Here is a 26,541-nt window from a genome sequence, read left to right as displayed (position 1 = left end):
TTACGACGGCAATATGGATAGCACCGAACTTTTAACAGGTAAAGATCAATTTATTTTCATAACCCAATGAAGATGATCCGCATTTTTTGACGAAAGTCACATTTGAACGATATTGAAAAAGACCCCAAAATCCTGCTCAAAAGCCAACGACAAACGCAGCAACGGCAAGGCCAAAAGCCTTTTAAAAGCCCCCGCAAAAACCCGCCCCCAAGATAAAACCAAAAATAACAAAATGGAACATAAAAACAAAAAAAACTTCAAAAAAGTTCTAAACAAATACACACCAAGCAGCCAGCACGGCAACAACCAAGCAAATCAGCAATCACTTAATAAAGTATAAGCCAATAAAAATCACTTGGAATACAACAACTAAACAGTCATCAACACTACCACCCTCTAGTTGATGAGGGTAAGGCCAGCCAACCCCATCGCCAGGATGAAGATGGGAGGATCAAGCAGTCGCAGAACAAACACCACCTTGATTTAAAAATAAAGGCCCTATTATCTATAGAGAATTTGACGACAAAAAGGCCAATGAAATTTACAAGAATTAAAATCCGCATCGAGGAAAATAAAAGAAAGTCGATATAGAAACGATACCTGATACACTGGTCATACTAGTGACGTCATTCGTCAGACAAATGAAACATGGCAAATATAATAAAAAGATATTCTTTAACTTTTAAATCAGGCGACTCTTCTAAACGAGAACAGCGAAATAAATGTAAGTCACTGTTTATAAAGGATAAGCAAAATCCCTTTCCGCTATCAGAAAAAATACACCCCCACTAAACCTCCAAGGCACGCCGCCCGGAGCGAGCCGGAAGCACTCCAGCCTCCAGACGCTCAGGGAATACCTCCAGCTAGCCAAGGAAAAACCTTACCGATGGAGGACGGCACAGTCAAAAGACACAAAACAGCAACATAACAGCATCAGTGACGGTACAAATTCATACAAATAATTCATTGCGTATCTCGGCACTACGCTAGCCAATGACCCAGCCGTTCTTTTGATGAGTGAAGCCTCGGCCCCCTAATAAGTACTTATCAGGCCAATGGGCGACCGGGCGCAGGCAATAAAAAAGGCCCCAAAGGGGCCCCCTTCCGGCATGCACTGGCGCCGGTGTGGGCACAGCATCGACAGTTGGCTGATGCCGAGAGTCAAGCCCGCTATCGGCTGCAGCTCCGGTACAGACCGATGGCCAGGCCCACCCTGGCCAAGCCAAGGCAGAGGTGGTTAACGTTTGGGCAGCACCCATCCAGGTCTCACGAAATGGCATGTATAGCCATTAGGAATGCGCTCCAGGTAATCCTGGTGCTCTGGTTCGGCTTCCCAGAAATCCCCCGCTGGCGCCACCTCTGTCATCGCCTTGCCCGGCCAAAGGCCGGAGGCGTCCACGTCCGCTATGGTGTCTTCGGCAATGGCCTGCTGCTCATCGCTCAGGTAGAAAATCGCGGAGCGGTAACTGGTGCCGACGTCATTGCCCTGGCGGTTGAGGGTACTGGGATCGTGGATCTGGAAGAAAAACTCCAGCAGTTGGCGAAAGCTGAGCTGGCTGGGGTCGAAGATCACTTCGATGGCCTCGGCATGGCTGCCGTGGTTGCGGTAGGTGGCATTGGGTATGTCACCACCACTGTAGCCCACCCGGGTGGAGATCACCCCGGGATAGCGGCGAAGCAGATCCTGCATGCCCCAGAAGCAGCCGCCGGCCAGAATGGCCCTCTCTGCTTGTACTGTCATCATCACTCCCCATTTCGTACTCTTCTCTACAGGCCCTACTCTAGCAGCCTGCCGAGAGCACAGCGACAGCCTGCAATAGGGGCGCGTCAACCCTGGGCTAGTGGCACTTCGCAATGGGCCATCCGCTGTTATTGGCGCACCCACACAGCCCCGGATAGGCCACAAAAAAGGGCCCTGAGGCCCTTTTCTTAGCTGAGACATGCCGCTTGCTGCCAGGCCTCCCGTAATACCCTGACCGCATCGGCAGGCATCTCTCGGCAGCGCCAGGCGATGATACCGTCGGGGCGCACCAGAGCGGCGCCGCTTTCAAGGCCAAAGGCCTTACCAAGCGCCGCCTTGTCATCACTGCCTAGTTCAGTCCCTTGAACCGGCAATGCCAACCGCAATTGCCGGGCAGCGGTGTCGCCAATGTCGCGCCAACGGCCATCCGGCGCCACCAGTACAAAGCCATATCCAAACCAGTCGAGACTGGACTGGTTATTGCCAAGCCACAGGTGCGGCGCCCTGACGCCGGGCTGGCCGGCCCAATCCTGAGGATGCTGCGCAGCCGGCAGCTCGTCACCGGCCCCAAGGACCACGGCCGAGCGATACAATTGGCCCAGCTCCATGGCCTTCTCGCCCAGCAGGGGGCAATGGAGAGGTTGGGCCAGATACCTGGCATAGTCGGGGCGGGCGAAGGTCTGCTGATGGCGCAGCCAACCTATAGGCTGCCGCTCTGGGTTGTAGCTGTCCAGCAGCGCCGGCGACGACCGGCCGGCCAGCACCCAGGCCAGCTTCCAGCTCAAGTTGGCCACGTCCTCGATGCCGGTATTGGCACCAAAGCCGCCACGGGTCGGCGGCAACTGGTGGGCGGCGTCACCGGCCAAAAACACCCTTCCCTGCTGATAGCTGTCGGCGATAAGCCCCGCAAGCTGCCATTGGCCTGTGGTGATGATGCTAAAGGGCACTGCCTTGCCCAGGGCTCTGGCTATGGCGTCGGTCAGCTCGGCGTCGTTGCGAGCCTTGTCGTCGGTGAACATCAGCACCCAGCGGCCATCACCGTAGGACGTCAGAAAGGCGTCGAGCCCCGGTTGGCTGATATCAAACTGCTGCACGCCTTTGGCCAGCATGGCGTCGGCTGCCGGGCAGGAAAAGATCACACTGCGCACCTTTTGCAAGGCACCGCAGCCTTGGCGCCCTATACCCAGCGCCTCACGCACCGCGCTTTTGGCGCCGTCGGCGGCGATCAGGTAGGCCCCCCGGATGGACTGCACCTCGCCGCTGCCGGCCTTGCGCACCCGCAAGGTGACCTGGTCCTGGCCTTGCTGAAAATCCAGCATCTCCCAGCCCAGCCACAGCTCGCTACCCAGCTCCACGGCACGCTCACGCAACAGGGGTTCCAGCTTGTCCTGAGCGATGGCGGCACCGGTACAGGGCGACAGTGATTCTGTGACCACGGCCTGCCCAGGTGTCCACAGGCTTTCCTGGTGCCAGGAGCCAAAGAGGCTTTCGGCCTTGACCCTTCTGAGCCTGGCATCGGCCGGTATCTGAGGCACCTCGTCGGCCAAGCCGACCATGCGAAAGTACTCCAGAGTTCGCTCGGTAAAGCCCATGGCCCTGGGGTGGGCCAGGCTGGCCCCGTGCTTTTCAATCACCACATTGGCCACGCCGCGCCAGGATAAAAACACCGAGGCACAGAGCCCGACCAGGCTGCCGCCGAGGATAATGACAGGGACTTCTTTCATGTTCGCTCCGTTCAATCACAAGAATGAAAGGCGCGTCGTACAGGAGCTGAAGGGGTCTTGGGGATGGCCACAGCCCGACAGAAAAACGACAAACGCCCGTTTTCTGTCGTGGTCCGCGGCCCGGGAAAGGGCTGGAATTGAAGTAGCACCGGAAGTGCTGCTTTGACCGGGGCTCACCACGCCGGTCCACCTTTTTCGACGCTGCCGTTATACCACAGCACCGAGCAGGCCCCAAGCGGTGCCTTGTCAGCGTTGCGCTGAGACGCGGCCAACAAAAAAGCCCCTTTCGGGGCTTTTTGTCATTCACACCATGGCACTTACTTGTGGCGCATGTGCGGGAAGAGCAGCACATCGCGGATGGAGGCACTGTCGGTCAGCAGCATCACCAGGCGGTCGATGCCGATGCCCTCACCGGCCGTCGGCGGCAGGCCGTGCTCCAGGGCGGTGACGTAGTCGGCGTCGTAGAACATGGCCTCGTCGTCACCCGCTTCCTTGGCTTCCACCTGGGAGCGGAAACGCTCGGCCTGGTCTTCGGCGTCGTTAAGCTCGCTGAAACCGTTGGCCAACTCACGGCCGCCCACGAAGAACTCGAAGCGGTCGGTGATGAAGGGGTTGTCGTCGTTGCGGCGTGCCAGCGGGCTCACCTCAGCCGGGTAGGCGGTGATGAAGGTCGGCTGGATCAGCTGGGCTTCGGCCACTTCTTCGAAGATGTAGGTCTGCAGCTTGCCGAGGCCGTCGGTCTTGCTGACCTTCATGCCCAGGGATTGTGCGATGGCCTTGGCCTTGTCGAAGTCACCCAGGTCCGCTTCCGTGATGTCGGGGCGGTACTTGATGATGGCCTGGGTCATGGTCAGGCGCTCGAAGGGTTTGGCGAAGTCGTAGTCCACGCCTTGGCTGTGGAAGGCGGTGGTGCCCAGCACATCTTCAGCCACGTGACGCAGCAGCGCCTCGGTGAAGTCCATCAGGTCCTGGTAGTCCGCGTAGGCCCAGTAGAACTCCATCATGGTGAACTCGGGGTTGTGGCGGGTGGACAGGCCTTCGTTACGGAAGTTGCGGTTGATCTCGAACACCTTCTCGAAACCACCGACCACCAGGCGCTTGAGGTAGAGCTCGGGCGCGATGCGCAGGAAGAGCTCCATGTCCAGGGCGTTGTGGTGGGTGACGAAGGGCCGGGCAGAGGCACCACCGGGGATGGTGTGCATCATGGGGGTTTCCACTTCCAGGAACTCGCTGCCGGTCATGAAGTTGCGGATGGCATTGATGATCTTGGAGCGCACCATGAAGGTCCTGCGGGACTCTTCGTTGGCGATGAGATCCAGGTAACGCTGGCGGTAGCGGGTCTCCTGGTCGGACAGGCCGTGGAACTTGTCCGGCAGGGGGCGCAGGGCCTTGGTCAGCAGCTCTATGTGGTCCACCTGGATGGACAGCTCGCCGGTGTTGGTCTTGAAGAGGGTACCCTCGGCGCCGATGATGTCGCCCAGATCCCACTTCTTGAACTCGTCGTTGTAGAAGCCTTCGGGCAGGTTGTCGCGGGCCACATAGACCTGGATCTTGCCGCTGCCGTCCTGGATGGTGGCGAAGCTCGCCTTGCCCATGATACGGCGAGTCATGATCCGGCCAGCCACTTTGACCCGCACCGGCTCGGCTTCGGCCAGGGCTTCCTTGGAAACCTCACCGTATTTGTCCTGCAGGGCCTGGGCGTGGCTGTCCTTGCGGAAGCGGTTGGGGAAGGCGTTGCCCTTGGCGCGCAGGGCGTCGAGCTTTTCCTTGCGCACTTTGAGCTGTTCGTTGAGGTCCAGTTCCGGGCTTTGGTTCTGTTCGGTCATGACTGTTCAAACCATATGAAAGGCTAAAAGGGGGGAGCGCGGCTCCCCACCCAAATTTAGAGGCCGGCCTTGAGGCTGGCTTCGATAAAACGATCCAGGTCGCCGTCCAACACCGCCTGGGTGTTGCGGGTTTCCACACCGGTACGCAGGTCCTTGATGCGGGAGTCGTCCAGCACGTAGGAGCGGATCTGGCTGCCCCAGCCGATGTCGGACTTGGACTCTTCCAGCTTCTGCTGCTCGGCCATGCGCTTCTGCATCTCCAGCTCGTAGAGCTTGGCCTTGAGCTGCTTCATGGCGTAGTCCTTGTTCTGGTGCTGGGACCGGCCCTGCTGGCACGCCACTACGGTGTTGGTGGGCAAGTGGGTGATCCGCACCGCCGACTCGGTCCTGTTGACGTGCTGACCACCGGCACCGGAGGCGCGGTAGACGTCGATCCGCAGGTCCGCCGGGTTGATCTCGATATTCACCGAGTCATCCACTTCCGGGCTCAGGAACACGGACGCAAAAGACGTATGGCGGCGGCCGCCGGAGTCGAAGGGGGATTTGCGCACCAGGCGATGCACGCCGATCTCGGTACGCAGCCAACCGAAGGCGTAGTCGCCCTGCACATGGATGGTGGCGGACTTGATGCCGGCCACGTCCCCTTCGGACAGTTCGGTGATCTCGGCCTTGAAGCCGTGGGCGTCGGCCCAGCGCAGGTACATGCGCAGCATGATGTTGGCCCAGTCCTGGGCTTCGGTACCGCCGGAGCCGGCCTGGATGTCGAGATAGGCGTTGGACGGGTCCATCTCGCCGGAGAACATGCGGCGGAATTCCAGGGCTTCGAGCTTCTTGGTCAGCTCGTCCAGCTCCGGCTGAATTTCGTTGAAGGTGTCTTCGTCTTCGGCTTCGACGGCCAGCTCCAACAGGCCCAGCACGTCTTCCAGGCCTTGGGTCATGGTGTCGATGGTTTCCACCACCATTTCCAGGGCGGCGCGTTCCTTACCCAGGGCCTGGGCTTTTTCCGGATCGTTCCAGATGCCGGGCTGTTCCAGTTCGGCGTTGACCTCTTCTAGACGCTCTTTCTTGGCGTCGTAGTCAAAGGTACCCCCTAAGAACAGCTGTCCGCTCAGACAGGTCCTGCACTTGGGTCTTGATCGGGTTCACTTCAAACATGGCGTTTGGGTTCTCTTCAAATCAACCGTCGCAAAAGAGGCAGAATTTTAGCCTATTTGTGGCCTCTGTTCCTAGGTCTAAAGGCTTTGCTCTCACACCGAACAGGATTTGGCCGCCCCCCAAAAGTGCGCGGCCAAGGCGGCAACCGCTGGCCCTAGTCGGTCTATAGCCAAGGCCGCCAACGCCGGCAGCGAATTTTTGGGGGCGCGGCCTAGGCCTGTTCCAGGTGATCCACCAATAACTGCACCGACTGGCGGCCCTTGTACTCGTTGATGTCCAGCTTGAAGGCCGCCCGTACCCATTGGATAGCCGGATTGGGCCAGAGGTTCAGGTCGGCGTTGAAGTGGATGGCGTCCAGCATGGGCTCGCCGCCACTCGGGCTCAGCACCAGTTTCAAATGCTTCTGGCCCACCAGCCGCTGGCTCACCACCTTGAAGTGGCCATCGAACACCGGCTCGGGGAAGGCCTGGCCCCAGGGGCCACCGTCACGCAGCAGCTGGGCCGTCTCCAGGTTGAACTCGGTGGGCAACAGCTCGCCGTCGGAGAGGATCTCGCCGGTCAGCATATGGGGCTCGAGTTTGAGCTCAGCCACGGCCTGGAAGGCAGCGTTGAAGCGCTCGAAATCAGTCGGCCTGATGGAGAGCCCCGCCGCCATGGCATGGCCGCCGAACTTCAAGATAAGGCCGGGGTTGGCGGTGTCCAGCTCGTCCAGCAAGTCACGCAGGTGCAGGCCGGGAATGGAGCGGCCAGAGCCCTTGAGCTCGGTATCATTTGCCGGGGCGAAGGCGAACACGGGCCTGTGGAAGCGTTCCTTGATGCGGGACGCCAAAATGCCGATCACTCCCTGGTGCCAGTCCTCCCGGTAGAGGGCGATGCCGGCCGGCACCTCGCCCAGCTCTATCTTGCCGAGCTCGGCCAGGGCCTCCTGCTGCATGGACGACTCTATCTCCCGGCGCTCGCGGTTGAGGCTGTCGAGGCGGGCGGCGATGAGCCTGGCCTGATGCAGATCGTCGGTGGCCAGCAGGCTGACCCCCAGGGACATCTCGTCCAGGCGGCCGGCGGCGTTGAGGCGCGGCCCCAGGAAAAAGCCGAGATCGCTGGCCACCAGCCGGGCCGGCTCACGGCCCGCCACTTCGCACAGCGCCAAGATGCCCGGGCGGCAGCGGCGGGCACGGATACGGTTCAGGCCCTGGTGCACCAGGATGCGGTTGTTGGCGTCGAGCGGCACCACGTCCGCCACTGTACCCAGCGCCACTATGTCCAGCAGCTCCGCCAGGTTGGGCTCGGTACGGCCGGGCGCGGCACCGTCGGCAAACCAGCCGCTCTCCCGCAGCTTGGCCCGCAGGGCCAGCATCAGGTAGAAGGCCACCCCGACCCCGGCCAGGGCCTTGGAGGGGAAGGCGCAGCCTTCGAGGTTGGGGTTGACCATGGCGTCGGCGTCCGGCAGCCGTTCCCCGGGCAGGTGGTGGTCTGTGACCAGCACCGCCATGCCTGCGGCCTTGGCCGCCGCCACCCCCTCTATGCTGGAGATGCCGTTGTCCACGGTGATGAGCAGCTCGGCGCCCCGTTCCACCGCCACCGCCACTATCTCGGGGGACAGGCCGTAGCCGTATTCGAAGCGGTTGGGCACCAGGAAGTCCACCTGCTCTGCCCCCAGGGCCTTGAGTGCCAGCAGGCAGAGGGCCGAACTGGTGGCGCCGTCGGCGTCGAAATCGCCGACGATGAGGATACGCTTCTGGGCTTCCAAGGCGGCGGCCAGCAGCCTGACCGCTTCGGCCATGCCCTTGAGGCTGTCAAAGGGGGCCAAGGCCTTGGCCCCTTTTTCCAGCTCGGCCAGGCTCTGAACGCCCCGGCTCCGGTAGATACGAGCCAGCAACGGCGGCAAGGGCCAATCGGTCGGCGCTGCCTCTATGATTCTTCTGGTGATTTTTGGCATGGACAAAAAAGGGCGGCTTGCGCCGCCCCTTTGCTTCGTTCTCGATGGCCACAGTCTAAGCAAAGTGGCCCGCTATCTCTAGCCGTTATTGATTGCCCGGCGAGGCTTTCAGGCCAGCGCTGCCAATAACAAGGGGCACCGAAGGTGCCCCTTGCGAGTATGAGACCAGGGCCTTACTCGTGGTCCAGGGCCTGCTCCAGGCGCTGGGGATCCAGGTAACCGGGCACCATGGCGCCGTTGTCGAGGATCAGGGCCGGGGTGCCGTTGACGTTCAGTTCGCGGCCCAGCTTGTAGTGGGCCGGCACAGGGTTGTTGGCGCACTGCAGGGGCGGTACCTGGTGGCGGGTCTTGGCCATGTTCATGGCGGCCTGCTGGTCCTTGGCGCACCAGACGGACTCAAGCTTGTCGGCCGAGCTGGAGTTCAGGCCGGCACGGGGGAAGGCCAGGTAACGCACGGTAATGCCCAGATCGTTGTACTCCTTCATGTGGGAGTGCAGGCGCTGGCAGTAGCCGCAGTCGGTGTCGGTAAAGACGGTGACCACGTGCTTCTGTTTCTTGGCCGGGAAGACGATCATGGATTTTTCAAAGGGCTTGATGGCCGCCAGGCGGATGTCGTCCAGGCGCTGCTGGGTCAGGCTGGTGACCTGCTTGCCCTTGAGGCTGAACAGGCTGCCCGACAGCACATAGTTGCCGTCTTCGGAGGCATAGATGACGTTGTTGGCCGCCACCACCTCAAAGAGACCCTTGACCGGGGTGGCCTTGACGCTCTCCACCTTGACCCCCAGGCCTTCCTCGACCTTCTTCTTGATGTCGGCGTCGGATGCAGAGGCCCCTGTTGCCACCAGGGCCAGCAGCAGGGCGCCCCACTTCAGCTTGTTCATAATGATTCCTTAGCTTGGGTCCAGGTGATTAGACCCGAACAACTGCTCAAAAGTTACAAAGAGCATGGCGCAAGTGCAACAGCATTGCGACTAACCGCGGGGATGATGCTGCTCATGAAAGCGCTTGAGCCGTTCCCGGGCCACCTGGGTGTAGATCTGGGTGGTGGAGAGGTCGGCATGGCCCAGCAACATCTGCACCACCCGCAGGTCGGCGCCGTGGTTGACGAGGTGGGTGGCAAAGGCGTGGCGCAGGGTGTGGGGCGACAAGTCGGACTTGAGCCCGGCGACCTGGCCGTGGAGCTTGATGCGGTGCCAGAAGGTCTGGCGGGTCATCTGCTGGCCGCGCTGGGAAGGAAAGAGCACGTCGCCGTCCCGGATAAGCTCGGGCCTGCCGTATTTGAGGTATTGGTCCAGCCAATGGAGGGCTTCCTCCCCCATGGGCACTATGCGCTCCTTGTCGCCCTTGCCGATGACCCGCACCAGGCCCTGGCGCAGGTTGACGCAATCACGGCTCAGCCCCACCAGTTCACTGATGCGAAGGCCGGCGGCATAGAGCAGCTCCAGCATGGCCTTGTCCCTAAGGCCCAGGGGGTCTTCGAGGTTGGGAGCCGCCAGCAGCGCCTCCACGTCGGCCTCGCTGATGCTCTTGGGCAATGGCCTTGCCAGGCGGGGCCGCAGCAGCGGCGCCGTGGGGTCGTCGCCGCGCTGCTTTTCCTGGAGCAGGAAGCCGTAGTAACGCTTGGCCGCCGTCATCAGCCTGGCGGTGGATGATGCCTTGTAACCGGCGCTGGCCCGCCAGTCCAGGTGGCAGCGCAGCGCCTCCGTATCCAGCTGCTCCAGGGCCAGACCCTGGCCTTGGGCCCAGTCGTTGAGGGCCTTGAGATCCCGGCCGTAGGAGTCGATGGTGCGGGCCGACAGCCTTTCCACCAGCAGCAGGTGGTCCAGAAAGGGCTGATACGGGGGGAGGCTTTTTGCTATGCTGCCCTCCTCTTTTTGCTTGCCGGTTTTTGTCATGCGTATCGGCCTTTTTTACGGCTCCACCAATTGCCACACCGAGATGGTCGCAGAAAAGATCCGCGACGTCATCGGCGCGGAGCTGGTGGAACTCAACAACCTCAAAGACGTGCCCGTCGCCCTGATGGCCGATTACGATCTGCTGATCCTCGGCATTCCCACCTGGGATTTCGGCCAGCTCCAGGAAGACTGGGAAGATCAGTGGGACGCCCTGGACAGCGTCGAGCTGGACGGCAAGGTCATAGCCCTCTTCGGCATGGGCGACCAGCTCGGCTACGGCGACTGGTTCCTGGACGCCATGGGCATACTCAAGGAAAAGCTGGCCCAGCACCAGGTGAGCTTCATCGGTGCCTGGCCCAACCAGGGCTACGACTTCGAGGCGTCCAAGGCCCTCAATGAGGACGGCAGCCAGTTCGTGGGCCTGGCCCTGGACGACGACAACCAGTGGAAGGAAACGGACCCGCGGCTCCAGGCCTGGTGCGTGCAGATACTGGAAGAATACGCGGCCCAGATTGGCTAAGCGGACAACGACAAAAAAGGCGCCCTGGGGCGCCTTTTCTTTTTTAGCCTTCCACCGCTTCGGCCAAGGCCTGGCCGCGATTGCGGCCAAGGGCCATCACCACCAGGGCGGCGCTGGCCGGCAGCAGCCAGCCCATGCCGGCGTCGAACAACGGCAAGCTGGACAACAGGGCCGGCATGGTGACGCCGGCCGCCTTGAGGCCGTCGAAGAGGGCGAAGGCGGCCGTCACCGCCACCACCAGCTGTTGGCCCCAGCGCTGCTGGCCCACCGGCCCCGCCAAGAGGCGCAGCGCCACCAGGGCGATGGCCACGGGATAGACGAAAAAGAGCACAGGCACCGAGATGGCGATCAGCTGGGCCAGGCCGACGTTGGCCACCAGCGCCGAACCGGCCGCCACCACGGCCGCCACCTGGACATGGCCAAGGCGCGGGAAGGTCAGGGAGAAGTACTCGGCGCAGGCCGAGGTCAGGCCCACGGCCGTGGTCAGGCAGGCCAGGGTCACGACGGCGGCCAGCACATAGAGGCCGGCGGCGCCGAACAGGGCCTGGATGGCGGGCACCAGCACGTCGCTGCCGGCCTTGGGGTTGCTGACCAGGGAGCCGCTGTCGGCCCCCAGGTGGAAGAGGGTGACGTAGACCAGGGCCAGGCCGGTGGCGGCGATCCCCCCTGCCATGCACAGGTAGCGGAACTGGTCACGGCGGTCCTCGACCCCCTTGGCCTTGAGGGCGTTGACGATCACCAGGCCGAACAGCAGGGCGCCCAGGGTATCCATGGTCATGTAGCCTTCCAGGAAGCCCTTGGCGAAGGGCGCCTGGTGCCAGGCCTCAACGCTGGCGCCGGCAACGCCCGGGGGCGCCACCATCAGCGTCAGGGCTATGGCCCCCAAGAGCAGCAGCAGCACAGGGGTGATCACCTTGCCCACCACCGCCAGCAACTTGCCGGGGCGGATGGCCAGGTAAAAGGTCAGGCCGAAGAAGGCCAGGCTGTAGAGAGCCTGGGCCAGGGGGCCGGGGGCGCTGATGAAGGGGGCAAAGCCCAGCTCATAGGCCACCAGGGCGGTACGAGGAGTGGCGAAGAAGGGGCCCAGGATCAGGTAGAGGGCCACGCACAGCAGCAGTGCCAGCCCCTTGGGCAGCACCCGCGCCAGGGCTTCCAGGCCGCCGCCGGCCAGGGCCACGGCGATGATGGTCAGCAGCGGCAGGCCCACGGCGGTAAGCAGGAAGCCGATGGTGGCAAGGCCAAGATCCCCAGCCGCCTGCAGTCCCGCCAGAGGCGGAAATATCATGTTGCCCGCCCCCAGGAAGAAGGCGAAGGTCATGAACCCCAGGGCCAGTATGTCGGCCCCTTTCAATTTTGTCGTCACGGCACACCCCGATGGCACGCTCTTGGGCGCGCGCTTTGTTTTGGTTCAAAGGATACAAAGGCCAAAGGGGTAACACGTCGGGCGCCCAGGCTCAACCCCTGATCAGAAGTGCAGGTAGAAATCCCGGCCCAACGCACGGAACTGCGCCGTCCATTGCCCGTCCTGGTCCCGCAGCACCAGTTGGCTTTCCTCGAAAGGCTTTGGCTCCTTGCTCCATTGCAGCAAGGCCCGCACCGGGCTGGGTTTGCCGGCCACCGAATAGAGGGCGCAGCGCCGGTAAAGCCGGTAGCCCAGGGCTTCCAGAGGCTCTGCCCAGAGCTGCTGCCCCTCCCAGGGCAGCACCAGCGCCACTTCCCTGGCTTGGACGCGGGCGCAGGCCGCCGCCAGTTCTTCCGGAGGCAGGGCCGCCACGTGCCGGGCCTGGTGGCGCCTGGGGTCTGGGGAGTGCACGTCCGGGGTAAAAAAGGGCGGGTTGCTGACCACCAGCTCGAAGGGGCCGCCGTCGAAGTGGCAGGCATCGCCGCCCTGGAGCTGGATGCGGTCGCTAAAGGGGCTGGCTGCCAGGTTCTGCCGGGCCTGGGCCAGGGCGGCGGCGTCCAGCTCCAGGGCCTGGACGGCGAGATCTGGCCCGCGCTGGGCCAGCATCAAGGCGATAAGGCCGGTACCGGTGCCGAGATCCAGCACCCTGCCCCGCCCCGGCAGCGCCGCCCAGAGGCCCAGCACCACGCCGTCCGTGCCCACTTTCATGGCACAGCCCTGGTGGCCGACGAAAAATTGTTTGAACTGGAAACCCTTACTCATAGGTGACAGATTGTACCTCAGGGCCACTTTGCCTAAAATCACCGCCCCCCCAAGTCCCGCTGGTCGGGCAAACCCTGAGGAAAGTTCATGGCTTTTAGCAAACTGGAACTGGACCCGGCCCTGTTGGCTGCGGTGAACGAACTAGGCTACACCAAGCCCACCGCCATACAGAGCCAGGCCATACCGGCGGCCATGGACGGTCACGACCTGCTGGCCATGAGCCCCACCGGCACCGGCAAGACCGCCGCCTTCCTGCTGCCGGCCCTGCAGCACCTGCTGGACTACCCCAAGAAGCGCAAAGAGCCACCCAGGGTGCTGATCCTCACCCCCACCCGTGAGCTGGCCCTGCAGATAGAGGCGGACGCCAAGGCCCTGGCCGGCAAGACCCCGGTCGGCATCGGCTCCATCACCGGCGGCGTGGACTACAAGGTGCACGGCAAGGCCCTGGGGGGCGAGGTGGATCTGGTGGTGGCCACCCCGGGCCGCCTGGTGGAGTACATAGAGCGGGAGCTGTTCGACTGCATCGCCGTCGAGATCCTGGTGCTGGACGAAGCCGACCGCATGCTGGAGATGGGCTTCCAGAAGGACATGGAGCTGATCCTCGAGAAATGCGAACAGCGCCGCCAGACCCTGCTGTTCTCCGCCACCCTGGAAGGCCACAACCTGGAGCAGTTTGCCGAGAAGGCGCTGACCGATCCGGTCGAACTCAGTGCCGATCCGTCCCGGCGCGAGCGCAAGAAGATCCACCAGTGGGCCTACTTCTGCGACGACAAGCCCCACAAGGTCAAGCTGCTGCTGGCCCACCTGCGCCACCCCGAGACCGAGAAGGCCCTGGTGTTCGTGCGCACCCGCGAGAAGCTGGCCGAGCTGCGCGACCAACTGGCCTCGGAGAAGATCAACTGCGTCTGGCTCCAGGGTGAGATGGCCCAGGACAAGCGCAACAACGCCGTCGCCCGCTTCAAGGACGGCCGCGCCAAGGTGCTGATCGCCACCGACGTGGCGGCCCGTGGCCTGCACATCGATGACATCAGCCACGTCATCAACTTCGACATGCCCCGCACCGCCGACATCTATGTGCACCGTATCGGCCGCACCGGCCGGGCCGGCGCCAAGGGCACCGCCATCAACCTGGTGGAAGCCCATGACCTGCCGCTGCTGCGCCGCATCGAGCGCTACCAGGGCGAGCCGATCAAGGTGCGGGTCGTCGACGAGCTGAGGCCCAAGTCCAAGTTCAAGGAGCCGGTGAAGAAGAAAAAGGACAAGGACAAGAAGAAGCCCAGCGCCAAGAAGGCCCAGGCCCAGAAGAAGGCCAAGGACGACGCCAAGGCCAAAAAGCAGGCCGACCGCAAGAAGCTGCGCCACCGCGATACCAAGAACAAGGGCGCTCCAAGGCGCAAACCCCGCGAAGAAGGGGCGGCAACGGAATAAAGAAAAGGGCAGCCCAGGCTGCCCTTTTTCATGCCGCCGGCTCCACCCAGATGATGGGCAGGGCCGCCAGGCCGTGATGGGCCCTGGCCTTGTCGCAGTCCGGGTTGGGCACGCCAAGGTAGCCCGAATACTCGAACTCCCGGCAGGGGCTGGGCCGCTTTTCGTACATGGAGCAGGCGGTGGCCTGCCCTATCTCGCCGGACAGCGCCACGCAACGGCAACCGTTGCGGCTTTCTGTCCCCTTCATGCAACTCAGATGAGGGTTGACCTGGGAGGTCAGTTCATCGGGCACCAGGCCGCCGCCCACTTCCGCTTCGGCCCAATAGAAGGACACCCGGAAATAGGCACAGCAGGCACCACAGGTAATGCACGGATTAGCCACAGTCATGCTGCAAAAGCTCCGCACCTGATAAGGTAAGATTCTGAAATTGTTGAGAACACAAAAGACATGGCCGGACGGCCAGCCTGGCGCCGAGGAACGGCGAAAGGCGCGCCATTATCACCTGGCGGATAATGGCCGGGAAGCACCCCCAGAAAATATTTTTGTCACGGCAGGCGGGCCTGCCACGTCACCAATGCAGGCTCCAAATCCCGGGAGGACGCCATGAGAATACTCAGCCTAGGCCTGACCCTGCTGCTGGCCGCCTGCGCCAGCCAGGGGGACAAGGCCACCATCGACTGGCAGCACTATGCCCAGGCCGACACCCTGGATATCTTCAGCCCCAGCTTCAGCCACTTCGAGGTGGTGAACCCGGACCAGGTAGTGCTCTGGCAAAGCCCCAACCGCGCCGTGCTGGTGACGGTGATCGGCGCCTGCTTCTTCAACGACAGCAGCCCGGTGCTGCGCTTCACCTCCGGCATGAGCCAGGTAAGGCGCGACCATGACGCCATCCTCTACGACAACCAGCGCTGCCCCATCAGCCGCATCCAGCCCCTGGACATCCGCAAGATGAAAAAGGATGGCGTCCTCAAGTAACAGGGCTAGAAGCGGTAGCGGTAGCGGCCGTAGCCTTTGTCGTTGACCTCGCCCCTGGGCTCCAGGTGACCGCTGCGCTGGGCCGCCGCCCTGGCTTTGGGATCGGCCGAGGACCAGAACCTCAGATCCGGCTTGGCGCCGCCGGCGCTGAGCTGCCAGTTACCGTCCGCCTCGGGCTGGTAACCGGGGTGGCTCTGCAAGAAGTCGGTGAGGATCTGGCGGTTCTCGTCGGGACTGGCCATCACCAGGTGACGGCTGTCCGCCCCCGGGAAGTGGCCGCCGCCTCCGGCGCGATAGTTGTTGGTGATCAGCAGGAAGTGCTGCCGCGGATCAATTGGCTTGCCCTTGAAGCTCAAGGCCTGGATGCGATGGGCATCGGGCGCCACCAGCTTGCCGTCCAGGTCGTAGCGGCTGGGCTGGCTGAGGTCGATGCGGTAGCTGACACCGTCGATGACATCGAAGTTGAAGCTGGGGTAGCGGGGGTCGAGCAGCTCCTGGGGGGCCAGCTTGGCACCGTCCACCTGGTTGAAGAGCCCGGCCGAGCGCTCCAACCATTCCCGGACCTCGGCGCCGCTCAGCTCCAGCACCGCCGCCGTGTTGGGGTAGAGGTAGAGATCGGCCACGTTGCGGTAGGCGATGTCCCCCTTGGGCACGAAGCTGTAGTCGTTGGGCCCGCTGCTGCCGGCCCGGAAAGGGGCCGCCGCCGACAGTATGGGCAACCCGGCCAGCTTGCCACCCTTGAGCTGGCGCGCCAGGTACCAACGCTGGGCGTCATTGACCAGCTGCACCGCAGGGGAATCCTGGACCAACGCGAAGTAGCTCTGGATATCGCCGTCGACATGGCTTAAGGGCTGTGCCACCCAGGCCTGGGTGGCGGCATGCACCTTGGCCACCGCCTGGGCCACCGCCTTGTCTTCCGGTACCAGGCAGACCAGCTCACCCTGTTCGCGCCGGGAAATGGCCCGCAGGGAAGACTGGCTGTCCAGCACCCGCCAGCCTTGCGGGCCCTTGTCCAGGGTCAGGTCCAGCACCCCCAGATGATTGCCCCAGAAGCCCGGCATCACCGCCGCCACCCCGTTGATGGTGCCCTTGACCATGTCCACACCGGGCAGCCCGGCATAACGCGGCCCTGGGAAGTCGGCATGGGCGTGGCCCAGCAGCAGGGCGTCGATACCCGGCACCTGGCTGAGGTAGTAACCGGCGTTCTCGTCCAGGCCCTGGCGGGGAGCGGCATTGAGGCCGGCATGGGGAATGGCGATGATGATGTCGGCGCCTTGTGCCTTCATCTTCGGCACCAGTTCCCTGGCCACGTCCACCATGTCCCGCACTTCGACCTTGCCTTTGAGGTTGGCGGCGTCCCACTGCAGGATCTGCGGCGGCACGAAGCCGATGAAGCCCACCTTGAGGTGCTGGGGCTGGCCCGCCTCGTCGATAAAGGCGTAGTCCTTGATCAGGTATTGGCGCAGCAGCGGCTTGTCGTTGGCCGGGTTGCCGTCGCCGTCGTCCACAAAGAGGTTGGCGCTAATGTAGGGAAAATTGGCCCCCCTGAGGCTTTGCAGGAGGAAAGGCAGGCCGAAATTGAAGTCGTGGTTACCGAGGTTGCCCACCTGGTAGTCCAGCAGGTTGAGGGCCTTGAAGACGGGATGTACTTCTCCCGGTTTGAGCCCCGCCACCTTGGCCACGTAATCGCCAAGGGCAGTGCCTTGCAGCAGGTCGCCATTTTCCACCAGGAGGCTGTTCTTGGCCTCGGCCCTGGCACGGCGAATGAGGGTCGCCGTCTTGACGAAGCCCAGGGTGTCGTCTGTCTCACCCGTGAAGTAATTGAAATTCATCATGTTGGCGTGGAGATCGGCTGTCTCCAGCAGGCGCAGCTTGAGGGTTTCTCCCTGGGCCGAGCAAGCCAACAACAGAGCCAGTGCCCCTGTCAGGGTCTTATTCATATGCTGGTTCCTGTTCCAAAAGCCCCTCAATGTTAACACCGGCCTAAGGCCCCAAAGCCCCCTGTTCGCCCCCCTTTTATGAATTTTTGAAGATCCTTCACGCAAAATTGCCTAAAAAGGTCCCCGTGCTCTTGCCGAAAGGTTAACAACTGGTTATCAAGTGCCCCCGGTGCATAAGCACCTGAGGACATAACAGGAACTAAGACAATGAAAACAAAATGGCTTTTGGGAATGAGCCTGGGGCTGCTGGCAAGCGCGGCCCAGGCACAACTGATGCTGAGCGAAGTGCTCTACGACGCTCCGAACAACGACAATACCGAGGAATTCGTTGAGCTCTTCAACAGCGGCTGCAGCGATATCGACCTGAGTGCCTACGCCCTTAGGGACAACAACACCACCTTCGCCCTGGGCGGCACCCTGGCCCCCGGCGCCTACCTGACCGTAGCCCGTGACAGTGCCGGCTTCGCCGCCCTCTTCGGCCAGCAGCCGGACATCAGCGGCATGACCCTGGCGCTCGGCAACTCCGGCGACTATGTGCAGCTGCTGCAAGGCAGCGCCGTAGTGGATCAGGTGGCCTGGGAAGGCGGCCTCTCCGGCTGGACCCTCAACGCGACCAACGTCGCCCTCTACCGCAGCCAGTTCACGGCCGCCAGCACCCAGAGTGACTGGCAAGTGGCCAGCAACGCCGGCAGCCCCGGCACAGGCCCCCTGGCCAGCGACTGCGGCGGTAGCGGCCAGCAGTCAGGCCAGGCCCTGGACAACGGCGTGGCCAAGACAAACCTGGCCGCCAGCACAGGCCAAAGCCTGAGCTTCTATATCGACGTGACCCAGGCCCCGGTGACCATCACCAGCAGTGGCGGCAGCGGCGATGCCGACCTTTACGTCAAGGCCGGCTCCGCCCCCACCACCAACGACTATGACTGCCGCTCCATCTCCGACACCACCAACGAGAGCTGCCAGGTCAACGCTACCGGCCGTGTCTATGTCGAGCTCTACTCCTATGCCAGCTACAGTGGCGTGAGCCTCACCGCCAGCTTCGATGCCGGCAGCACTGGTGGCAGCACTGGCGGAACCGGTGGCAGCACCGACGACTACTACGCTCCCGTGCTCGGCAAGACCGGCAACGATCTGCGCGTCGCCCTGAATGCCCTGCTGCAACAGAACCAGGTGCATTTCACCTACACCCAGGTCTGGGACCAGCTGGAATACACCGACGAGGATCCCAACAACACCAACAACGTCATACTGCTCTACTCCGGTCGCTCCGAGCCCAAGAGCATGCGCGCCGGCCAAAGCAATGACCCCGACGCCTGGAACCGCGAACACGTCTGGGCCAAGAGCCACGGCTTCCCCGATTCCAGTCAATGGGCCTACACCGACATCAACCACCTGCGCCCGGCCGACGTCACCATCAACAGCGCCCGCTCCAACAAGGACTTCGACATGGGCGGCACGCCGCTCGCCGAATCCCCCAGCAACAAGACCGACGACGACAGCTTCGAGCCGTCCGACAACGTCAAGGGCGACGTGGCGCGGATGCTGTTCTACATGGACGTGCGCTATGAGGGTAACGACGGCTCCGGGGTTCCGGATCTGACCCTGGTAGACCACACCGGCACCAGCGGCGCCGAACTGGGCAAGCTCTGCACCCTGGTGCAGTGGGCCGCCCAGGATCCGGTCTCCGATTGGGAGCGCCGCCGCAACGCCCGCGTCTTCGAGCGCCAGCACAACCGCAACCCCTTCATCGACCACCCCGAGTGGATCCAAAGCATCTTCGGGGCCAGCTGCCCCTGAGTACAAAAAAGCCGGCTGATGCCGGCTTTTTTTAATCCTGCTGGTGCCGCAGGAAGACCCAGGTGTCGCCCTTGGACTGCTCCGGGCTGTAGCAGTAGCCGCCGTAGTCGAAGGCCTTGAGCGCCTCGGCCTGCTGGACGTTGTTGTCGGCGGCGTAGCGCACCATCATGCCCCTCGCCTTCTTGGCGTAGAAGCTGATGATCTTATACTTCCCGTTCTTCTCGTCCTTGAACACTGGGGTGATAAGCCTGCCCTGCACCTGCCTGGGTTTGACCGACTTGAAGTACTCGGTGGAGGCCAGGTTCACCAGCTCAATGTTGCCGCTCTGGGCCAAAGCCTCGTTGACCTTGGCGGTGATCAGCTCGCCCCAGAAGGCATAGAGATCCTTGCCGCGGGGGTTTTTGAGGCTGGTGCCCATCTCCAGGCGGTAGGCCTGGATGAGGTCCAGAGGCTTCAAGAGCCCGTAGAGGCCGGAGAGGATGCGCAGGTGTTTCTGCACATAGGCCTGGCCCTTGTCGTCGAGGCTACCTGCGTCCAGGCCGGTGTAGACGTCGCCGGTGAAGGCCAGCATGGCCTGCTTGGCGTTGGCCGGGGTGAAGGGCAGCTGCCAGTCGGCGAAGCGGGCGGCGTTGAGGCCGGCCAGCTTGTCGGAGATGCTCATCAGGCTGGAGAGCTGGGCCGGGGTCAGGGTACGGCAGACCTCGATCAATGCCTGCGAATGGTCCAGCAGCTCGGGCTGGCTGGCATGATCGGTGGTGGGGGGCGTCTCGAAATCCAGGGACTTGGCCGGGGATACCAGCATCAACATGGGGCAACTCCGTTGAAAACAGCGCTGGCACTATAACAAAAAAGGCGGCCCATCATGGGCCGCCTTTGTCGATTGCCGCCTTCGCTCAGGGCTTTTCCTGTTCCCAGACACCGGGAGCCAGGCGGCTCTTGAGCTCGGGGAACTTGCGCACGTCGAAGAAGGGGGTCTTGCCGGCGGCGCGCTGGCAGTTGTAGTCCCGGGCCAGTTTGAAGGCGATGCCGGACAGCAGCAGTATGGCCACCAGGTTGACGATGGCCATCAGCGCCATGGCCACGTCCGCCATGGCCCAGACGATGGGCAGCTCGCCGATGGCGCCGAACATCACCATCCCCAGGGCCAGGAAACGGTAGACGCGGATGGCGTTGTCGGAGCCGGGGGCCAGGAAGCTGACGTTGATCTCGGCGTAGTAGTAGTTGGCCATGATCGAGGTGAAGGCGAAGAAGAACAGCGCCACGGCCACGAAGCCGTTGCCCCAGTTGCCCACCTGGGAACTCAGGGCCGTCTGGGTCAGGGTCACCCCTTCCATGCCGCCGCTGATATCCACCCCGGAGGTGAGGATGATGGCGGCGGTGGCGGTGCAGATCACCAGGGTGTCGACGAAGACCCCCAGCATCTGTACATAGCCCTGGGAGGCCGGGTGCGGTGGTGTCGGGCTGGCGGTGGCGGCAGCGTTGGGAGCGGAACCCATGCCCGCCTCGTTGGAAAAGAGGCCGCGCTTCATGCCCTGCATCATGGCCTGGGCCATGCCGTAACCGGCTGCGCCGGCCGTCGCTTCCTTGAGGCCGAAGGCGGACTTGATGATGAGGCTGAACACCGCCGGCACTTCATGGATGTTCATGGCCACCACCACCAGGGCCACGGCCAGGTAGCCGAAGGCCATGAAGGGCACCACTATCTCGGCGACGCCGGCGATGGTGCGCAGGCCGCCGAAGATCACCAAGGCGGTCAGGGCCACCACGGCCACGCCCACGGCCCAGCGGGGCATGTCGAAGGCGGCGTGGGCGGCCTGGGCTATGGAGTTGGACTGGACGGCGCAGAACACCAGGCCGAAGGCCAGGATCAGGCAGAAGGCGAAGAGCACGCCCATCCAGCGGGCCTTGAGGCCGCGCTCCATGTAGTAGGCGGGGCCGCCGCGGAAGGCGCCGTGGCTGTCCTTCTGTTTGAACAGCTGGGCCAGGGTGCTTTCCACAAAGCTGGTGCTCATGCCGATGAAGGCGATCAGCCACATCCAGAAGATGGCGCCGGGGCCGCCCAGGGTCAGGGCCACGGCCACGCCGGCCAGGTTGCCGGTGCCGACCCGGGCCGCCAGGGAGGTGCAGAGGGCCTGGAAGGAGGAGACGCCGTTCTTGTCGCCGTGGCGGGAGTGGCGCAGCACCGAGAACATGTGGCCGAAATGGCGCAGCTGGATGAACTTGAGGCGCAGGGTGAAGTAGAGGCCGACACCGATCAGCAGGTAGATCAGTACAGAGCCCCAGAGCAGGCCGTTGAGCCAGTCGATGGCGCTGCTGAGGTAGGAAAACGCCGACGTCAGCAGATCGTGATTCTTGTCCATGGCTGTCATGCTTGTTGTCAAAGAAGCCGCGCGCCGCCAGGGACGGCGCAAAGGGCGGCAGTCTAGCACCGGCCGCCGGGCAGCCAAACCGCAAAAATGTGACCTGCATGGCATTTAGAAACGCTTTTACCCGGCAGTCCCCTTCCCTATACTCAGGCCCTTCGCCCCCAGCCAAGGACAAGCCATGTGGTTTAAGAATCTGCTGTTGTACCGTCTCACCAAGCCCCTGGCCCTGGACGGCGGCTTTCCCGACCAGCTCGCCGCCAACCGCTTCAGCCCCTGCGGTAGCCAGGACATCGCCCGCTACGGCTTCGTGAACCCGGTCAACCGCCGCGAGAACGGCGAGCTGGCCCACTTTGGGGACGGCAGCTGGCTGATCTGCGTGCGCCAGGAAGAAAAACTGCTGCCCGGCGGCGTGGTCAAGGAAGCCCTGGACGAGAAGGTGGCCGAGATAGAGCAGGCCCAGGGCCGCCCCGTGGGCCGCAAGGAAAAGCAGGCCATGAAGGAAGAGATCATGACCAGCCTGCTGCCGCGGGCCTTCGTGCGCTCCCGCTTCACCTATGCCTATATCAGCGAGAAGCTGGGCCTGGTGGTGGTGGACAGCTCCGCCGCCGCCCGCGCCGAGGAAGTGCTGGGACTGCTGCGCAAGTCCATCGGCTCCCTGCCGGTCACCCCGCTCGCCGCCGCCACGCCTGTGGCCGCCAGCCTCACCGACTGGCTCAAGACCCAGGCCCCGGCCCCCTTCGAGGTGGAAGACGAGGCCGAGTTCAAGTCCCTGCTGGAAGAAGGCGGGGTGATCCGCACCAAGAAGCAGGCCCTCAATGACGAGGAGATCAGCACCATCCTCGACAACCAGCGGCTGGTGTCCAAGCTGGCCCTGTCCTACCCGGACAAGCTGTCCTTCGTGCTGGACGAGAACCTGGCCATCAAGAGGGTGAAGTTCGCCGACCTGCTGCGGGAAGAGAACGACGACATCGACGGCGCTGACAAGGCTGCCCGCCTCGACGCCGACTTCCTGCTGATGACCCGCACCTTCGAGGAATTCATCCCGGAATTGATCAATGCCCTGGGCGGCGAAGCCGACCAATTGGCGTAAGGCGGGCCTTGCTCCAGTGACAAGAAACGCGGCCTGGGCCGCGTTTTTTATTTAGAGGTCGAAGGCTTCCTTCAACTCGTTGAAGGGCTCGGTGAAGGCCGGCTCGTCGAAGTAGGTCTCGCTGCGCAGCAACCCCTTGGCCACGGCGTCCTTGGTCAGGGCTTCGGTATCCAGGCCATGGCGCTGCAAGAGGCCACAGGCCAGGGCGCCGAGGCGCACGAAGCTGGCATAGTCGGGTTCGCTGGCGTCGTAGGCCCCGTCCTTCCAGTATTTCACCACCTTGAGCTGGTCTTCGCCGAAGCCCCAGTTGCGCAGTATGTTGAGCCCCAGGGGCTGGGCCAGGCGGTTGAGCACCTTCTTGAGCAGGTAGGGGCTGGTGATGGCGTCCGGCATCTCCTCGGCTTCCGCCAGTATCGGCAGCACCCCTATGTTATGGATAAGGCCGGACAGCTGGGCGCCGTCCACCGTCAGGTTCCTGGGGTTGGCGCCGCCGCGGGCCAGGTAGTCCTTGAGCAGCAGGCAGGCAGCTGAGGAGACGCAGACGCTCTCCTCCCACTCGCCCATCATCACATCCTCGATGATGGGGTGGGTGCAGATGAAGAGCTGCTGCATGGCCGCCGCCGTCACCAGGGAACGGATCTGCTGCATGCCGATGCGCGCCAGGGCGCCTTGGATGGAATCCACCGGCATGGCGCGGCGGTAATGGGCGCTGTTGGCGACCTTGATCACGCGGGCGGCCAGGGCCGGATCCTGGCGGATGATGTCCGCCAGCTCTTCCATGGAGATCTCGTTTTTCTCGGTGGCAGTGCGTACCTGCAGGGCCACTTCCGGCAGTGTGGGGAGTATCAGGGCATTCTTCTTGATCTTGTCGATCAAGGATGCAAGCAAGTCATTTTCGTTGGCCATGGGTCCATGCCAGTGGGTTTTTGGATGCCATCTCACTATACCTTAAGGCAGATCAAATGCACTTCCCTTGGGCGGCGCTAGCATCCGCCCTCTTTAATTTTCCTGCCCTTTTTTTGCCATGACAGCCCCGGAACTGCTCTGCCCCGCCGGCAGCCTCAAACACCTGGAATACGCCTTCGCCTATGGCGCCGACGCCGTCTATGCCGGCCTGCCCCGCTATTCGCTGCGGGTGCGCAACAACAGCTTCAACGCCCACAACCTAAAGGCCGGCATCGACCGCGCCCATGAACTTGGCAAGAAGTTCTACCTGGTGGCCAACATCCAGCCCCACAACGCCAAGGTCGACAGCTTCCTCAAGGACATGGCACCCCTCATCGAGATGGGCCCGGACGCCCTCATCATGTCCGACCCCGGCCTCATCATGCTGGTGCGCGAAGCCTTCCCCGAGATGCCAATCCACCTCTCGGTGCAGGCCAACGCCATCAACCATGCCAGCGTCCGCTTCTGGGCCAGGCAAGGCATAGAGCGGGTGATACTGTCGCGGGAGCTGTCCCTGAACGAGATAGCCGTCATCCGCGAGCGCTGCCCCGATGTGGAGCTGGAGGTCTTCGTCCACGGCGCCCTGTGCATGGCCTTTTCCGGGCGCTGCCTGCTGTCGGGCTACATCAACAGGCGCGACCCCAACCAGGGGGCCTGCACCAACGCCTGCCGCTGGCAGTACCAGGCCGCCCCGGCCAGCGAGGACGGCTGCGGCCAGGCGGTGCAGCTGGCCGAGCCCCGGCTGATGCTGCTGGAAGAAAAGAGCCGCCCCGGCGAGCTGATGGCCGCCGAAGAGGACGAGCACGGCAGCTACATCTTCAACTCCAAGGATCTGCGGGCCGTGCAGCACGTGGCGGCCCTCACCGCCATGGGCGTCCATTCCCTGAAGATAGAGGGCCGCACCAAGAGCCACTATTATGTGGCCCGCACCGCCCAGATCTACCGCCGCGCCATCGACGACGCCGTCGCCGGCCTGCCCTTCGACGACCAGTACCTACAAGATCTTGAGCACCTGGCCAACCGCGGCTATACGGAAGGCTTCTTGAACCGCCACGGCGACGCCGCCATGCAGAACTACCAGAGCGGCGCCCCCAGCTCCCCCCACCAGTTCGTCGGGGAAGTGACAAGCGACGAAGGCGGTTGGCTGCAAATAGCCGTCAAGAACCGCTTCGCCCTCGGCGACCAGCTGCTGCTGGTGACCCCCAAGGGCAACCACGGCTTCATTCTGGAGACTCTGCAGAACCACAAGGGCGAGCCCATGGCCGTGGCACCGGGGGACGGCCACCAGGTGCAGATCCCAAGGCCCGAAGGAGCCGACGGCCAGATGGGCCTGCTGGTGCGGCTGGAGGCCTGAGATGGCGCTGCGCATCACAATGGAGTGCATCAACTGCGAGATGTGCGAGCCCGAATGCCCCAACGGCGCCATCACATTGGGCGAGAGCATCTTCGAGATAGACCCGGCCCTCTGCACCCGCTGCGAGGGCTATTATGCCGAGCCACAGTGCATCAGGGTCTGCCCTTTGGACTGCATCGAGGAAGCAGCGGCAGATCCGTGATCCAGGCCCCAAGGCTGCTATTGCCAGGCCGCCTGGGCCGTGCTTCACTTGCGCCCTTTCTTTTCGGGACCCGCAGGTAAAGCCCCATGGAAAACGCCATCACAGCCGCAGCCCAGGCGCCCCAGCGCTCGCGGCTTCGCAACTATTTGATGTTCCTCGTCCCTTCCCTGATCGGCATCAGCCTCTTCATGACGCCGCTCCGTTACCAGGGGGACATCACCATCGCCATCGCCGTGGTGGCCAAGAGCTTCAAGGCCCTGCTGGCCGCCATCATGCCGCAACTGCTGACGACGGTGATCAGCCTGTCGGCCGTGCTGACCCTGGTCTTTTCCCTGGCGAAACCGGCCAAAGTCATGGCCTCGCCTTTCCTCAGGGGCCTCTTCTGCCCCAGTTGGCCCTGGGTGCTGATCCGGCTCTTGGGCGCCGTCTTCGCGGTGCTCATCTTTACCGGCACCGGTCCTGCGGCCCTGCTCAGCGACAGCACCGGCGGCCTGGTGTTCGGCGACCTGCTGCCCACCCTCTTCTCGGTGTTCATCTTCGCCGGCCTGCTGCTGCCGCTGCTGCTGGATTTTGGCCTGCTGGAGTTCGTCGGCACCCTGATGACCAAGATCATGAGGCCGGTGTTCCAGCTGCCGGGGCGCAGCGCCGTGGACTGCTTCGCCTCCTGGCTGGGTGACGGCTCAGTCGGCATATTACTCACCGGCAAGCAGTACGAAGGCGGCTTCTACACCCAGAAGGAAGCGGCCATCATAGGCACCACCTTCTCCGCCGTCTCCATCACCTTCTCCCTGGTGGTGCTGGCCCAGGTCAAGCTGGAGAGCTACTTCCTGCCCTTCTACGGCGCCATCTGCCTGGCGGGCGTGGTAGCGGCCATCATCATTCCCCGGCTGCCCCCCCTGCGCGGCAAGCAGGACCACTTCATCTGCGGCACCCCCCGCACCGGCGAGGAAGAGAGTATCCCCGGCCACCACGGCGTCTTCAGCTTCGGCCTGGAAAGGGCTTTGCACCGGGCCGACAACATCGACAGCCTCAAGAAACCGCTGACCGACGGCATCAAGAACGCCGTAGACATGCTGCTGGGGGTCTTGCCGGTGGTGATGGCCGTGGGCACAGTGGCGCTGCTGATCGCCGAGTACAGCCCCGTCTTCGAATACCTGGGCAAGCCCTTCGTGCCCTACCTCAAGCTGCTGGGCATACCGGAAGCGGTGGAAGCCTCCAAGACGGTGATGGTGGGCTTTGCCGACATGTTCATCCCCTCGGTGCTGATAACGGGCGTGGACAACGACATGACCCGCTTCGTGGTGGCGGCCATGTCGGTGACCCAGCTCATCTACCTGTCCGAGGTGGGCGCCCTGCTGCTGGGCAGCCGCATCCCGGTCAACTTCATCGAGCTGCTGGCGATCTTCATCCTTCGCACCCTGGTCACCCTGCCGGTCATCGCCGGCGTCGCCCACCTGGTGTTCTGACGGCGCTGGCATTTACGTC

The 26,541-nt window shown here is 63.1% G+C and carries 23 protein-coding genes; 9 read left to right on the top strand and 14 right to left on the bottom strand.

Features of this window, described 5'->3' with window-relative positions; all coding sequences use genetic code 11:
- The first annotated feature begins 112 nt into the window (after nt 1-112).
- Nucleotides 113-340, top strand: a complete 228-nt coding sequence (locus PVT67_RS03785; protein ID WP_301497984.1) for a hypothetical protein — start codon at nt 113-115, stop codon at nt 338-340.
- 897 nt (nt 341-1,237) lie between these two features.
- On the opposite strand, the gene msrA is transcribed toward PVT67_RS03785, so the two are convergent.
- The 7 genes from msrA to xerD all read right to left on the bottom strand — a co-directional run bounded on the left by msrA (nt 1,238) and on the right by xerD (nt 10,241).
- The gene (gene msrA, locus PVT67_RS03780; protein ID WP_301497982.1) at nt 1,238-1,741 is read right to left on the bottom strand and encodes a peptide-methionine (S)-S-oxide reductase MsrA; all 504 of its coding nucleotides are present in this window, start codon (nt 1,739-1,741) and stop codon (nt 1,238-1,240) included.
- Between the two features lie 188 nt (nt 1,742-1,929).
- A complete protein-coding gene (locus PVT67_RS03775) occupies nt 1,930-3,465 on the bottom strand; it encodes an FAD-dependent monooxygenase (RefSeq protein WP_301497980.1) in 1,536 nt (511 codons plus the stop codon).
- Nucleotides 3,466-3,782: 317 nt separating this feature from the next.
- Nucleotides 3,783-5,291: a lysine--tRNA ligase gene (gene lysS / locus PVT67_RS03770; protein ID WP_301497978.1), complete on the bottom strand. Its 1,509-nt coding sequence runs from the start codon at nt 5,289-5,291 to the stop codon at nt 3,783-3,785.
- A gap of 56 nt (nt 5,292-5,347) precedes the next feature.
- A protein-coding gene (prfB, locus tag PVT67_RS03765; protein ID WP_301497976.1) for a peptide chain release factor 2 occupies nt 5,348-6,446 on the bottom strand; the annotation gives its coding sequence in 2 pieces (ribosomal slippage) (nt 5,348-6,370 and nt 6,372-6,446; 1,098 coding nt in all).
- 211 nt (nt 6,447-6,657) lie between these two features.
- Nucleotides 6,658-8,382 carry a single-stranded-DNA-specific exonuclease RecJ gene (recJ, locus tag PVT67_RS03760; protein WP_301497974.1) on the bottom strand — a complete coding sequence of 575 codons (1,725 nt, stop codon included), beginning with the start codon at nt 8,380-8,382 and terminating at the stop codon, nt 6,658-6,660.
- A gap of 173 nt (nt 8,383-8,555) precedes the next feature.
- Nucleotides 8,556-9,263, bottom strand: a complete 708-nt coding sequence (gene dsbC / locus PVT67_RS03755; protein ID WP_301497972.1) for a bifunctional protein-disulfide isomerase/oxidoreductase DsbC — start codon at nt 9,261-9,263, stop codon at nt 8,556-8,558.
- A gap of 90 nt (nt 9,264-9,353) precedes the next feature.
- Nucleotides 9,354-10,241, bottom strand: a complete 888-nt coding sequence (gene xerD / locus PVT67_RS03750) for a site-specific tyrosine recombinase XerD (protein ID WP_419181030.1) — start codon at nt 10,239-10,241, stop codon at nt 9,354-9,356.
- Nucleotides 10,242-10,275: 34 nt separating this feature from the next.
- Between xerD and fldB the strand changes: the two genes are divergently transcribed.
- Nucleotides 10,276-10,797 carry a flavodoxin FldB gene (fldB, locus tag PVT67_RS03745; RefSeq protein WP_301497968.1) on the top strand — a complete coding sequence of 174 codons (522 nt, stop codon included), beginning with the start codon at nt 10,276-10,278 and terminating at the stop codon, nt 10,795-10,797.
- A gap of 43 nt (nt 10,798-10,840) precedes the next feature.
- Here the strand turns inward: fldB and brnQ are convergent, their stop codons facing one another.
- Nucleotides 10,841-12,160: a branched-chain amino acid transport system II carrier protein gene (gene brnQ, locus PVT67_RS03740; protein ID WP_301497966.1), complete on the bottom strand. Its 1,320-nt coding sequence runs from the start codon at nt 12,158-12,160 to the stop codon at nt 10,841-10,843.
- A 102-nt stretch (nt 12,161-12,262) separates the two neighbouring features.
- The gene (locus PVT67_RS03735; RefSeq protein WP_301497964.1) at nt 12,263-12,961 is read right to left on the bottom strand and encodes a tRNA1(Val) (adenine(37)-N6)-methyltransferase; all 699 of its coding nucleotides are present in this window, start codon (nt 12,959-12,961) and stop codon (nt 12,263-12,265) included.
- A gap of 87 nt (nt 12,962-13,048) precedes the next feature.
- On the opposite strand from PVT67_RS03735, the gene srmB reads away from it, so the two are divergent.
- Nucleotides 13,049-14,389 carry an ATP-dependent RNA helicase SrmB gene (srmB, locus tag PVT67_RS03730; protein WP_301497962.1) on the top strand — a complete coding sequence of 447 codons (1,341 nt, stop codon included), beginning with the start codon at nt 13,049-13,051 and terminating at the stop codon, nt 14,387-14,389.
- 28 nt (nt 14,390-14,417) lie between these two features.
- Here srmB and PVT67_RS03725 read toward each other — a convergent pair whose 3' ends face one another.
- Nucleotides 14,418-14,777 (bottom strand): YkgJ family cysteine cluster protein, encoded by a 360-nt coding sequence (locus PVT67_RS03725; RefSeq protein ID WP_301497960.1) that lies wholly within the window; start codon nt 14,775-14,777, stop codon nt 14,418-14,420.
- 216 nt (nt 14,778-14,993) lie between these two features.
- Between PVT67_RS03725 and PVT67_RS03720 the strand changes: the two genes are divergently transcribed.
- Nucleotides 14,994-15,365, top strand: a complete 372-nt coding sequence (locus PVT67_RS03720) for a DUF6491 family protein (protein ID WP_301497958.1) — start codon at nt 14,994-14,996, stop codon at nt 15,363-15,365.
- Between the two features lie 5 nt (nt 15,366-15,370).
- On the opposite strand, the gene PVT67_RS03715 is transcribed toward PVT67_RS03720, so the two are convergent.
- On the bottom strand, nt 15,371-17,305 hold the full coding sequence (locus tag PVT67_RS03715) for a bifunctional 2',3'-cyclic-nucleotide 2'-phosphodiesterase/3'-nucleotidase (protein WP_301497956.1): 1,935 nt from the start codon (nt 17,303-17,305) through the stop codon (nt 15,371-15,373).
- Between the two features lie 207 nt (nt 17,306-17,512).
- On the opposite strand from PVT67_RS03715, the gene PVT67_RS03710 reads away from it, so the two are divergent.
- Nucleotides 17,513-19,099: an endonuclease gene (locus PVT67_RS03710; protein WP_301497954.1), complete on the top strand. Its 1,587-nt coding sequence runs from the start codon at nt 17,513-17,515 to the stop codon at nt 19,097-19,099.
- A 31-nt stretch (nt 19,100-19,130) separates the two neighbouring features.
- Here the strand turns inward: PVT67_RS03710 and yaaA are convergent, their stop codons facing one another.
- On the bottom strand, nt 19,131-19,907 hold the full coding sequence (gene yaaA / locus PVT67_RS03705; RefSeq protein WP_301497952.1) for a peroxide stress protein YaaA: 777 nt from the start codon (nt 19,905-19,907) through the stop codon (nt 19,131-19,133).
- An 85-nt stretch (nt 19,908-19,992) separates the two neighbouring features.
- Nucleotides 19,993-21,459, bottom strand: a complete 1,467-nt coding sequence (locus PVT67_RS03700; RefSeq protein WP_301497950.1) for an alanine/glycine:cation symporter family protein — start codon at nt 21,457-21,459, stop codon at nt 19,993-19,995.
- Nucleotides 21,460-21,643: 184 nt separating this feature from the next.
- On the opposite strand from PVT67_RS03700, the gene rdgC reads away from it, so the two are divergent.
- Nucleotides 21,644-22,555, top strand: coding sequence for a recombination-associated protein RdgC (gene rdgC / locus PVT67_RS03695; protein ID WP_301497948.1), 912 nt, complete (start codon nt 21,644-21,646; stop codon nt 22,553-22,555).
- Between the two features lie 51 nt (nt 22,556-22,606).
- Here the strand turns inward: rdgC and PVT67_RS03690 are convergent, their stop codons facing one another.
- Nucleotides 22,607-23,461 (bottom strand): HDOD domain-containing protein, encoded by an 855-nt coding sequence (locus tag PVT67_RS03690; protein ID WP_301497946.1) that lies wholly within the window; start codon nt 23,459-23,461, stop codon nt 22,607-22,609.
- 118 nt (nt 23,462-23,579) lie between these two features.
- On the opposite strand from PVT67_RS03690, the gene trhP reads away from it, so the two are divergent.
- The 3 genes from trhP to PVT67_RS03675 all read left to right on the top strand — a co-directional run bounded on the left by trhP (nt 23,580) and on the right by PVT67_RS03675 (nt 26,522).
- The gene (trhP, locus tag PVT67_RS03685; protein ID WP_301497944.1) at nt 23,580-24,854 is read left to right on the top strand and encodes a prephenate-dependent tRNA uridine(34) hydroxylase TrhP; all 1,275 of its coding nucleotides are present in this window, start codon (nt 23,580-23,582) and stop codon (nt 24,852-24,854) included.
- Between the two features lies 1 nt (nt 24,855).
- Nucleotides 24,856-25,056, top strand: a complete 201-nt coding sequence (locus PVT67_RS03680) for a YfhL family 4Fe-4S dicluster ferredoxin (RefSeq protein ID WP_301497942.1) — start codon at nt 24,856-24,858, stop codon at nt 25,054-25,056.
- A gap of 86 nt (nt 25,057-25,142) precedes the next feature.
- Nucleotides 25,143-26,522 carry a YjiH family protein gene (locus PVT67_RS03675; protein WP_301497940.1) on the top strand — a complete coding sequence of 460 codons (1,380 nt, stop codon included), beginning with the start codon at nt 25,143-25,145 and terminating at the stop codon, nt 26,520-26,522.
- Nucleotides 26,523-26,541: the final 19 nt, after the last annotated feature.

The organism is Gallaecimonas kandeliae (genome assembly GCF_030450055.1).
Lineage (GTDB): Bacteria > Pseudomonadota > Gammaproteobacteria > Enterobacterales > Gallaecimonadaceae > Gallaecimonas > Gallaecimonas kandeliae.
This window is presented reverse-complemented; position numbering and strand designations above follow the sequence as displayed.